Source organism: Ruoffia sp. FAM 24228, assembly GCF_045528575.1.
In the GTDB taxonomy this organism is placed as follows: domain Bacteria; phylum Bacillota; class Bacilli; order Lactobacillales; family Aerococcaceae; genus Ruoffia; species Ruoffia halotolerans.
Genome location: NZ_JBGQQZ010000073.1, coordinates 1 through 11,808 on the forward strand (window position 1 = coordinate 1; position 11,808 = coordinate 11,808).

The 11,808-nt window shown below is 35.5% G+C and carries 8 protein-coding genes and 1 riboswitch; of the genes, 2 read left to right on the forward strand and 6 right to left on the reverse strand.

Features of this window, described 5'->3' with window-relative positions; genetic code table 11:
- The first annotated feature begins 207 nt into the window (after positions 1 to 207).
- Positions 208 to 903 carry a histidine phosphatase family protein gene (locus tag ACEN33_RS10655; protein WP_407090061.1) on the forward strand — a complete coding sequence of 232 codons (696 nt, stop codon included), beginning with the start codon at positions 208 to 210 and terminating at the stop codon, positions 901 to 903.
- A 65-nt stretch (positions 904 to 968) separates the two neighbouring features.
- On the opposite strand, the gene ACEN33_RS10660 is transcribed toward ACEN33_RS10655, so the two are convergent.
- The 5 genes from ACEN33_RS10660 to lysA all read right to left on the reverse strand — a co-directional run bounded on the left by ACEN33_RS10660 (position 969) and on the right by lysA (position 7,915).
- Positions 969 to 2,714 (reverse strand): ABC transporter ATP-binding protein, encoded by a 1,746-nt coding sequence (locus ACEN33_RS10660; protein ID WP_407090060.1) that lies wholly within the window; start codon positions 2,712 to 2,714, stop codon positions 969 to 971.
- Positions 2,698 to 4,449, reverse strand: a complete 1,752-nt coding sequence (locus ACEN33_RS10665) for an ABC transporter ATP-binding protein (protein WP_407090058.1) — start codon at positions 4,447 to 4,449, stop codon at positions 2,698 to 2,700. Before ACEN33_RS10665 ends, ACEN33_RS10660 begins: the two co-directional genes overlap by 17 nt.
- Positions 4,450 to 4,925: 476 nt before the next feature.
- A complete protein-coding gene (gene dapB, locus ACEN33_RS10670; protein ID WP_407090056.1) occupies positions 4,926 to 5,696 on the reverse strand; it encodes a 4-hydroxy-tetrahydrodipicolinate reductase in 771 nt (256 codons plus the stop codon).
- Between the two features lie 19 nt (positions 5,697 to 5,715).
- A complete protein-coding gene (gene dapA / locus ACEN33_RS10675) occupies positions 5,716 to 6,606 on the reverse strand; it encodes a 4-hydroxy-tetrahydrodipicolinate synthase (RefSeq protein ID WP_407090055.1) in 891 nt (296 codons plus the stop codon).
- A 13-nt stretch (positions 6,607 to 6,619) separates the two neighbouring features.
- Complete coding sequence (gene lysA, locus ACEN33_RS10680) at positions 6,620 to 7,915, reverse strand: diaminopimelate decarboxylase (protein ID WP_407090053.1); 1,296 nt, start codon at positions 7,913 to 7,915, stop codon at positions 6,620 to 6,622.
- 110 nt (positions 7,916 to 8,025) lie between these two features.
- Positions 8,026 to 8,172, reverse strand: a riboswitch (Lysine riboswitch).
- A 181-nt stretch (positions 8,173 to 8,353) separates the two neighbouring features.
- Here lysA and ACEN33_RS10685 point away from each other — a divergent pair.
- Complete coding sequence (locus tag ACEN33_RS10685) at positions 8,354 to 9,343, forward strand: aspartate-semialdehyde dehydrogenase (RefSeq protein WP_407090052.1); 990 nt, start codon at positions 8,354 to 8,356, stop codon at positions 9,341 to 9,343.
- 74 nt (positions 9,344 to 9,417) lie between these two features.
- Here ACEN33_RS10685 and helD read toward each other — a convergent pair whose 3' ends face one another.
- Complete coding sequence (gene helD / locus ACEN33_RS10690; protein ID WP_407090942.1) at positions 9,418 to 11,604, reverse strand: RNA polymerase recycling motor HelD; 2,187 nt, start codon at positions 11,602 to 11,604, stop codon at positions 9,418 to 9,420.
- Between the last annotated feature and the right edge of the window lie 204 nt (positions 11,605 to 11,808).

Sequence of the window (11,808 nt, forward strand, 5' to 3'; positions counted from 1 at the left end):
AGAAGGTTCATTTAGTTAAAATCTACTTCGAGAACGCACTATTTTGTAGAAAAATTTCCAATTTTTCCAAGAACGATTAATTTATTCAAGAAACCAGCTTAAATTATAGAGGTATGAATTATTCAGGCTTTTTATATTTTCCTTTAATTTCTTAGACACACGTGTTTTCTATAGTATAATGGATTCAGAACAATTAGGAGGTAAGGCATGAGTAAAGGAGTAACATTTTATTTTGTACGCCACGGTGAAACATATTTCAATTTCTATGGTCGAATGCAAGGATGGTCTAATGCATTATTAACCGAAGAAGGAATTAAAAATGTTCATCGCAGTGGTAGAGGTCTAGCCGATATTGAATTTGATGCTGTATATACGAGTGATTTAAAACGAACAATTGATACAGCTTCAATTATTTTAGAAGAAAATCATAATAATGAGCACTTAGAAATCGAACAAATGCCAGAATTTCGTGAAGTTCACTTTGGGTCTTTTGAAGGCCTTTCTGCTGCTGAAGTTTGGCCAGAAGTTGAGCAAAGGGTAAACATCAAACACGGGTTGCCTGAAGGAACTGAGAATCAAATTCAAGATATTATGAATATGTTCAAAGAAGCAGATCCATATCACTTTGCAGAAAACTATACTGAATTTTGGAATCGTGTTGAATCTGGTTTACTAAAATTATTAAACCGCCACGCTGGAACGGACCAAAACATTTTAGTTGTGTGTCACGGTATGACAATTCGTAATTTATTGCATGGTTTAGTTGCTGATTTCGATGAAACTGAACCATTACAAAATGCATCCGTATCTATTGTTAAATATCAAAATGGACATTTCGAGATGCTAGCATATAATCAGGTTGACCACTTTAAAGATGTTGCTGATGAAGCAGCAAATGACTAGTCAAACTATTGTAAACAATTAAAAGCGCAGGACTTGGGAGTTGATTCCCTTGTCCTGCGTTATTTTTATGCCATACTTCCTTGCATTTGATACATTTGCGTATATGTGCCTCCCAGATCAAGTAACTCTCTGTGAGTGCCCCTCTCTTGGATATGTCCGTTGTCCATGACGATGATTTGATCTGCATCTTTAATGGTTGAAAGTCGGTGCGCTACAATAAAGGTCGTACGTCCTTCTTTTACAACTTTCATCGCATGTTGAATAATTTCCTCAGTTTCAGTGTCAATATGTGAAGTTGCTTCGTCAAGTATCAATATTTTTGGATTATTGGCTAAGGTACGAGCAAAGGATATCAATTGTCTCTCCCCTGAAGAAAAAGCTTGTCCTTTTTCCACAACTTCCGAATGAATTCCTTTTTCTAATTTATCAATTAATGGTTGTGCTCCAACTTTGATAAGTGCATCGAGGACCATTTCATCGGTTATCTCTGGATTATTCATACTGATATTTGTCGCAATCGTACCAGAAAATAAATACGGTTCTTGCAAGACAATCCCCATTTTTTCTCGAATGCTTTCTCGATTATATTCTTCAATATTTTGACCATCTATGATTACTTGGCCTTCTTGTGGATCGTAAAAGCGAAATAGTAAGTTAATAATCGAACTTTTACCGGACCCTGTGTGTCCGACTAAACCGATGGTCTCACCTGCATTAACATGGAAATTTAATTGATGCAATACATTATTGCCTTCTTTATATGCAAAGGTCACATCATTAAACTCAACATTTCCTTGAGTAACTATTAATTGTTTGTTGGAATCTTTCTCTACCGGAGTATCTATTAACTCGAACACTCGTATTCCTGCGGATAAAGCTTGTTGCAATATTGTAATCAAACGAACAATCATAGTAATAGGATCAAATAATCGTTCAACATAATTGATAACAATATATAAGGTTCCAATCGATATTGATAATATGCCATTTGTGAACTGCGTTCCTATATACAACATCACAAGTAAGGTCACAATACTCTTAAAGAGTCCGGACAAATTCCAAGCAAAAAACGCTTCGTACTTTAAGGATTCTTTTCTAGTATTTAGCCAAGTTTGATTGACTTGCTCAAACTCTTCAGCCATATGCTCTTGTTGATTGAACACTTGAACAATCGACACACCTTGAACAATTTCAGCGATTTTACTATTCAGTTCACTGACCGATTCTCTCCATAAAGTATTGATTGGTTGAATTTTTTTAGAGAAAGCCATTTGCCAAACGACGATTATTGGTATGAGTAGTAATAACCAACTTGCTATCGTCGGGCTGACAGCAAACATACCAATATATACACCTAGAATGGTCATTGTATTAATGAGTATTTGAGTCGTAAAATTTGCAAAAAAGTTCTCTCTTAAAACCTCTGTGTCATTGACGATTCGAGCAGATATCTTTCCAGCTGGAATATCATCAAAATAACTAACCGGTAACTTTTGCATATGCTCGTGAGCTTCATCTCGAATTACTTTACTTAGCCGATTCGATCCATTCGCTAAAAGCAAATATCCCACATAACCAAGAATCGCTGAGATAAATGTAATAATAAGATAAAAGCCAAATTGTTCCGTAATAAAGGTAATATTAACAGTCTCTTCGTTCGCAACGGATAGGGACACATAATCAATCATTTTACTTGCAATAATTGGTGTATATATTGAAAGTCCTGTAGAGAAAATCAACAGAATGAACCCTGATAACAAGAGTTTCCATTCATAACGTAAGTAACCAAGTAGTCTAGTGAATGTTTTCATTCTCAGCGCCCCCTTCTGATTGTTGTTTGTTGAATTGTTCATAATACCAACCTTCGTTCGCTAATAATTCTTTCGGTGAGCCGTATTCAACGATGCGTCCATCGTCTACAACTATAATCATGTCCGCTTGATTTACCGCAGAAAGCCTATGTGTGACAATAATGTTTGTCTTATCCCCACGGATACTTTGAACATTTGTAATGATGGCTCTTTCAGTCTTTGCATCAACCGCTGAAAGTGAATCATCTAATATTAATAACTCTGGTTCTTTAATTAGCGCTCTGGCAATCGATACCCTTTGTTTTTGTCCTCCAGATATCGACACACCTTTTTCTCCAATTAACGTTTTAAGCCCTTCTGACATACGCTCTAAATCTTTTGTAAAGGCCGCATTTTCAATCGCTTGGGCCAATTGATCTTCCTCATTAGCTTCACTATTTCCAAACATTATATTATATTTTACAGTTTGAGAAAAAAGTATGTGTTCCTGTGGCACATAGCCAATCATCGCTTCTAAACTTTCCCGTTGATATTCATGAATATCTCGACCATTGAGTTTGATTATTCCAGATCCGCTAATTGGATACTGTCTTAATAATTGTCGAATAATCGTCGTTTTCCCGCTCCCGGTCTTACCGACAATTCCCAACGTTTCTCCTCGTTGAAGCGTAAAATTGAGATTTTTAATTGTCTCTTTAACATCCTCTTTATATTTAAAGGAATAATCTTGAAACTCAATGCTTTCAATCGAATCAAGCGTCAGATGACCGTCTGCTTCCATGAGATCATTCGCTTTGATTAAATCATTGAGCTTCTCAAATGAAACTTTACCTTGTTGGTAAATAACAACTATTTCTGTCATTCCCCAAATCGTTCCATTTAACATAGCTAAATATAATTGGAAAGAAACTAATTTACCCACTGATAATTGACCTAAATTCACTAAATAACTACAATACATGAGTCCGATGGCGATACTTAACCCACCAAAGGCTTTAGCAATTTGACCAAATAAGCCGTTCACCATCGCCAAATGATTCGCCTTATCGACAACTTTCTGTGTTTTTTCTTGAAATCTCTTTTGTTCCAAATCTTTCCGTCCATACGCTCGCATCACACGAACGCCATCAACCACTTCTAACACTTCATTACTCAATTCAGCTACAGAATCTCTAATAGCATCATAACGCTTATCCACTTCTTTACTAAGGAAATAAATAATAACACCAAAGATCAGTAGAGGAATCAAACTAACTAAAGTGACTTGCCAAGAAATCGTAAAAATCATAACTGCAAGGAAACTTAGTAATAACGCTCCGTCTCCCAATACAATCATTAAACCATAACCTAGTAACATTCCTATCGTATCGATATCTGACGTCATTCGTGTCATCAAATCGCCGGAACGAAAAGCTTCATAAAAAGAAGCACGAAAGCCAAGTAAACTTTTAAAACCAGTTTGTCTTAATTCTTTCTGGAATTGATATGACTCTCCGAATAAAACTCTAAACCAAGTCACATCCCCCGCATAAATTAATATCATTAATATAAATAAAAAGAATAAATATCGCACTAAGACAGCTTGAGTTAATTGATTTGTTACAATATCATCGATAAAGAGTTGAATAATATAATTTGGGAAAATATATAATATACTGGTAAGAACTGCTGTCATACCACCAAATATATATTTTCCAGGGTGTTTCTTAATGTAATACCACATTGACTGAAGCATAGTTTCCCAACTTTCCTATTAAAATTTGCACAAAAAAAAGATATTTTATCACCACAATTAAGGGCTCATAAAATATCAGCTGTAGAATTACATACTTAGACATCCTTGATCTAATTGTCTAGATGAAAACTCTAATATTATGAACGATTAAAGGTGATGTCATTTTAAATAAATTCGAACTTACTTGAACTGCTTGTTTCATCTGACATCCTCCTTTCATGTTTTCTAAAAATAAGATTACACGATTTTTAACTAAAAGTAAAGCAGTTTCTAATCTGGATTTAATATTTTTTTGGATATGTATGTGCTTGTGTCCTTGAGATAGTCTCCAGGATATGATATCACGAATAATGTCCCTGACATTGTCTCTAGGATATGTAAAATCAAAATATAAAACAAAAAACTCAGCAATGATGGCAAATCTAGCCACAATCACTGAGTCGTTAGTTTTTAATTTCTCAAAATCCATAAAATACTTAAAATATATCATTCATTGAATAAATACCAGGGTCGGCTTGATTAATTAAAAATTCTGCCCCTGCCATAGCCCCTCTGGCGAATAACTCTTTTGATCCAGCACGATGAGTAATTTCAAGCATTTCTTGATTATTTGCAAAAATAATCGTGTGTTCACCTACAATATCGCCACCACGAATCGCATGTAAGCCAACTTCTTGGTGTTCTCTTGCTTCGCCAATACCTTCACGTCCATATACTTTTGTTGCACTTTCTGACATACCTTCTTCAACTGAATCTAGTAACATCTTAGCTGTACCACTTGGTGCATCTTTTTTGTAACGATGGTGTTTTTCAATAATTTCAATATCATAACCTAAGGGATACAATACTTTACTTAGATGCTTACTCACTTCCTGCATCACATTGACACCAATACTAGTATTATGAGTATCTAAGATAGCAACGGATTTACTCGCCTCTTGAATTGCTTTTGCTTGTTCTTCATTTTGCCCTGTAGTTGCAAGCATAAGTGGCAGTTTTTGCGCCACTGCAAACGCCAGTAATTCTTCCGTTAATTGAGGTGTTGAAAAATCAATCATCACTTCTGGTTTAAGATCAAGCCCTTCAACCACTTGTGTTAAATCATCAAAATTTGTCGCGATTGGAAAAGGTTGTTCTGTTTCTTCAGTTGATTGTAATCCTGCGATCACTTGATGACCTAACTCTTTCGAGATCTCAGTAACAACTTTTCCCATCGCGCCATCGGATCCAATTAGTATAATATTCACTTTATCAATCCTCTATTCTTTATATTGTGTATTTTTCAATTAACCCTAAGTACGTGTCTAATAATTCAGCACTTTCCTCACTTGGTGGTACCATAGGTAAACGATATGATAAAGCACAGCGGTTCATTTTGTGAACTAAGTATTTCACTGGGATTGGGTTCACTTCATCAAATAAATTACGATTAATATCTTCAAGTTTATAATTTAATTGTTGAGCTTCTTCCGTTTGTCCATCTAAAGCGAGACGACATAAATCATGAACTTCTTTTGGGAGAATATTTGCAGTTACAGAGATAGCACCCTTACCACCTAAAGCGATAATATCGTAATTTAAATCGTCGTTCCCTGAGTATACAGCGAAATCATCTGGCACAATATCAAGCACTGCACGAGTGTAATCTAAATTACCTACCGCATCTTTTAATGCCACAATATTTGGATGTTCAGCTAAAATACTCACCTGTTCTGGTGTTAATGATGTACCCGTTCTAGAAGGAACATCATAAAGAATAATTGGAATGTTAACTGAATCAGCAATCGCTCGGAAGTGAGCTAACATACCATTATAAGAAGCTTTATTGTAATATGGGGTGACGATAAGTAATGCATCTGCTCCCACATGCTCAGCTTGTTGACTTAATTTGATTGCGTGACGTGTATCGTTAATACCTGTTCCTGCAATGATTGGAAGTTTACCTTCGACATGTTTCACGGCAAATTTAATCAATTCGATTTGCTCTTCATCAGATAAAGTAGAACTCTCACCGGTTGTTCCAGTAATGACTAATGCGTCTGTGCTATTCTCTAATTGAAAGTCTAATAGGCTTTCAAACGCGCGCCAATCAATTTCCTTTGTGTTCTCGATAAATGGGGTAATCAATGCAACTGCTGAACCTTCATAAACACTCATTATAAATATCCTCCTATAAAATATTATTTGCTATGATATCTTCAAAAGACTGCCGTTTGACTGTTAAGTAACTTTTTTCTCCATCAATATGCACCATGGCTGGAATTGGGATATGATTATAATTGCTTGCCATAGAATAATTATATGAACCCGTACCATTTACTAATAATAAATCGCCTGTTTCAACTTGAGGAAGATCAATATTATTAATCACAACATCCCCACTCTCACACGCTTTACCAGCTATGGTGTACGTTTCTTTGACCGGTTCATTAATTTTATTTGGTAGGGCTGCTTCATATTCAGCCTGATATAAAGCTGGACGGATATTATCTGTCATCCCACCATCGATAAAGGCATATTTCTTACCACCTACTGTCTTCTTAATATCACCAATCGTGTACAAAGTACTACCAGAATTGTTAACTAATGATCTACCAGGTTCAATTGTAACCTTCTCTAATTGTATCCCATATTCAGTAGACTTTTCATGAACATGCTCGATAAAATTTGGCAGAAATTCGGCAATGTCAAAAGGTTTATCCTCTTCAGTGTAGTAAACACCAAAACCGCCACCGAAATTTATTTCACGAATCGAAATATTTAAGTTCGTTTGAATGCGTTGAGCAAAGTGTAACATTTCATCCGCTGCTTTAATAAATGATTCTGAATCAAATATTTGACTACCAATGTGACAATGTAAACCTGCTAATTCAATATTATCATAGTTATGGATGCTTTCTATAATGTCCTCAATCTTCTCATCGAAGACACTCTCTCCAAATTTTGAATCTAAGTTAGCTGTTTTAATGTATTCATGAGTATGCGCCTCAACTCCAGGATTTAAGCGTAATAGTGCGCGTTGCTTTTTCCCTTTTTGCTCTAAAATATTATTGAGTCTATCAGCTTCCATTCGGTTATCAATGACAATTGTTCCCACTTCTTGATCGACCGCAAAAGCTAATTCCTCATCTAATTTGTTATTTCCGTGAAAGTACATCTTCGATGGCTGAACGCCACCTTTCTTCCCAGTAAAAATCTCCCCAGCACTAACAACATCTTGTCCTATTCCATACTCTGAAATCAATTTTGCAATCGCAAGTGTCAAAACAGACTTGGATGCAAATAATAACTCTGTCTCAAAGTAAGGATTCTCTAAAGCATTTTTGAAATTATAAACGCGTTCTCTAAAACTCTCTTCATCGAATATATAAAGCGGCGTTCCATATTGCTGAGCTAAATCTGAATATTTATGTTGTGAATGAACCAGCTCGTTATTCACCTTCGTTTGATACGTTTCTAATTGCATTCTTCCACTCCTTAAATAAAAGTAAACAAAAAGCGACTACGAACAAAAGGTTCGTGGTCGCTTTCACTAATCAATCCAACTTGATTTGAGTTGACGTATCCTTTTGCCCGGTAATTGATTGCACCTTATTATCACTTTGGCTCTTTGATAATAACAGTGACCAACCTCTTAAAGTCAGCCCCCAACGAAAGTCGTTTCGGCGATATCCCCTTTCCACATGTGTGTGTACTTTTGTCAACCGCGCCTCGCACAATACCTCTTTAACTTAAATATACTATATCAATGGTAAATTACAATGTCAATAGGATTAAGTTAGGATTAAAATTTTACTGACGATTATTAAATTCCATCACTTTTAACTTGACATTTTATGTGATAATGCTTAAGTTAAATAGGTATAAATTGAACATTATCATACAATATTGAAAGGAGCCAATTATGAGTAAAAAATATCATGTTGCCGTTGTAGGTGCATCGGGCGTAGTTGGTCGTAAAGTTATACAAGTATTAGAAGAACGTCAATTCCCAGTAAGTGAATTAAGTTTATTTGCTTCAAGTCGATCTGCAGGTCAAAAAATCCCCTTCAATGGTGAAGAGATTACCATCCAAGAACTGACAGAGGATGCTTTAACAGCGCCAATTCAAATCGCAATCTTTTCTGCAGGTGGAGAAACATCAAAACACTTTGCACCGATTGCTTCAAGTAATGGCATTACTGTCATCGATAATAGTTCAGCGTGGAGAATGGATAAAAATATTCCATTAGTTGTCCCTGAGGTGAATGCTGGGGTCTTATCTAAAGATGATAAACTCATCGCAAACCCTAACTGTTCAACCATCCAATCCGTTGTACCATTGAAACCACTACAAGTAAATTACGGTATCAAACGTGTAGTTTATAGTACATATCAAGCAGTATCAGGGGCCGGACGTAAAGGAATTGAAGATTTAGAGCAAGGTACAACAAGTACTTTCCCTTACGAAATTAATAAAACAGTGATTCCACAAATCGATGTCTTCTTAGATAATGGTAATACAAAAGAAGAACAAAAGATGATTGATGAAACACGTAAAATCTTAGGTGTTGAGAATTTACCTGTCTCTGCAACAGCTGTACGTGTTCCAATCAAAACATCTCATGGTGTATCTATCAATATTGAATTAGAAAAAGAATTTGATATTAAGAAAATTCGTGAAGAAATTGGAAACATCGACGGAGTCATTCTTGCCGATAATCCTGAAGCCTTAGATTACCCATTGCAATCAGTCGCTGAAGATACTGATAACGTATATGTTGGTCGTATTCGGAGAGACGAATCCGTAGAAAATGGTATAAACTTATTTGTTGTAGCGGATAACCTTCGTAAAGGTGCTGCTACAAACTCAGTACAAATTGCTGAGTCATTAATTGCTCGTGGTATCATCTAATTAAAGCAAATAGACGGCAAGAGATCCAATTATGGATCTCTTGCCGTCTATTTTATGTCTATAAATGTTCAACTTTACGATTGAAGAAACTCAGTCAACTGATCTTCATATGTAATAAATAGATTTTTCATAGCTCTAGAACTTGCTGTATACAGAATTCGCTTATCACGTTGTGAATGATAATGTTCGTTTGAAGCATTATGAATTAAGACATTATCAAATTCCAATCCTTTGGATAAACTAATTGGAATGATGGTTAGATTTAATCGATCCAATAGTTCTTGGCCAAAAGATTGTTCCAGTTCTTCAGCCTCAACCATTGTTTTAGTGATCAATGTTAATGCTTTTCCATCTAACTCTTGATTTACCGCTTCTAATAGCTTCAAATAGTCAGCTTGATTATCAACTTTAATAATTTTAGGTTCATTTCCAGCCGGTCGAATCGGAATAATTTCCCATTCATCGTTATTGGTTGCGAGCCGATTGAATAAGCGTGTGATTGATCCACTTGACCGGTAACTATTCACTAATTGATATAACTCAACTTTTTCTGAGCGGGCTGAGAAATTATTGATAATATCTTGGAATTTGATATTGGCGTTAAATATCGCTTGATTCTCATCCCCTACCATGGTAAATGCTGATTTAGGGAATAAGCTCACTAATAATCGAATTTGTGCTTCTGTATAGTCTTGTACTTCGTCTACTAGAACAAATCGCATATTTGTAAGTGATAATTTTTCAATGAAGCGATTATAAATGTAAATAAATGCAACCGCTTCATCTATGCTTAATATGCCATCTGGATTGAATTGATATACTTCTTGTGAGTATGCAAAATAAATTTTTTCAAAAATCCCTTGTAAATTAAACCAAGCTAAACCACGAATATCACGGGTTACTTGACTGTATTGAATTTGGACATATCTTTTGGCATATTTATTAATCGTTTGAGGTGAATCATCCGAAATCAGTTCATTAAAGAACTTTTGTTGTAAGGTTTCAGGTAATGACATCACTCGATCAATCACTTTAGGTTTTTGAGCTAATTTAGTCATTCGTCTCTCCCAATTACTTGATAATAATTGTCGCGTTGCTTGAATACGAGCAATTAAGGGAGAACTATCAGGCGTCTGTTCAAAAGCTTTAATGATTTTTTCAGTCGAAACAATTTCTTTGTCTTTACGTAAGACTGGATTAAAGAAATCCATATGTTGTAATATTAACTCTTCTGAGTCATTAATAAAATCAATAAAAGAAGTACTTCGAATAATCTCTGTTTGCTTCGGAACCTTGTGAATACTAATACGGTTAAAATACGTTTGTTCATCCTCTAATTCCATTGACAAGTGTCTCCCTACAAATTGTAAAAGCGTCATATTCAATGGCGTTTTCTCACCGAGTGATGGGAGCACATTAGATATATACGATACAAAATGCTCATTCGGAGACAATATTAGAATATTATCTGAGGTAATTTCTTTACGGTATGAATAGAGTAAATACGCAATTCTTTGCATAATCGTTGAAGTTTTTCCACTCCCAGCCACTCCATTGACTAAAATAATCGGATGTCTCGTATCTCGAATTATCACATTCTGCTCACTTTGAATGGTAGATGTAATATCTTGCATTAAACTCGAGCTATCTTGTTCTAGGGCTTCTAGTAATACATCATCTTGGATCGATACCGATGTGTCGAAGAACTTCAATAAAGTATCTTTGTCGATAACGAATTGTCTACGTTTATCAATTTCCACTTCAATTGTATTGCCATTCACTTCATATGCAGATTCTCCTGTTGTATTATTGTAGAATAACTCTGCGATTGGAGAACGCCAGTCATAGACAAACTTTGCGTAATTATCATCATCAAAACTATTAATACCTATGTAGAAAGATTCTGCTTCTTCATCATCTAGAAAATCAACGTCCACTTTACCAAAATATGGAGCATCTAATGATCGTTTGACATTTTCTAATAATTTTTCTGCGGAGATAATGCGTGAATTCATTTGGTCAATCTCGCGGTTCTTCATCTCAATTGTTGAAAAAGTGTCCATATTATCAGAAAAACTACTAAAATCTACCCGAACATCTTCGGACATCTTTTGTACAAAAGTAAGCCCCTCTTCACGAGCTTCTTTAACAAATGCATCGAGACTCTCTCTACTTTTTAACATTTTCTTATATACAAAGTCTAAATATTCCGCTTCTTTAGCAAATTCTTTCTCGTAATCATGCGAATTGTTCTGAGTCATAAACTGCATTCCCCTTTTCTTTACTACATCTTATTGAAAAAAATGCCGAATAGCTATCTTATACCGACTAAACGTATAATCGAGTAGGAGACTAGCCATTATTTGACTAGTCGACCTCTCACACCACCGTGCGTACGGTTCCGTACACGGCGGTTCAATACCTTGCGTAAGCAGACTCTACCAATTCGCTTAGTGGAACTAAGC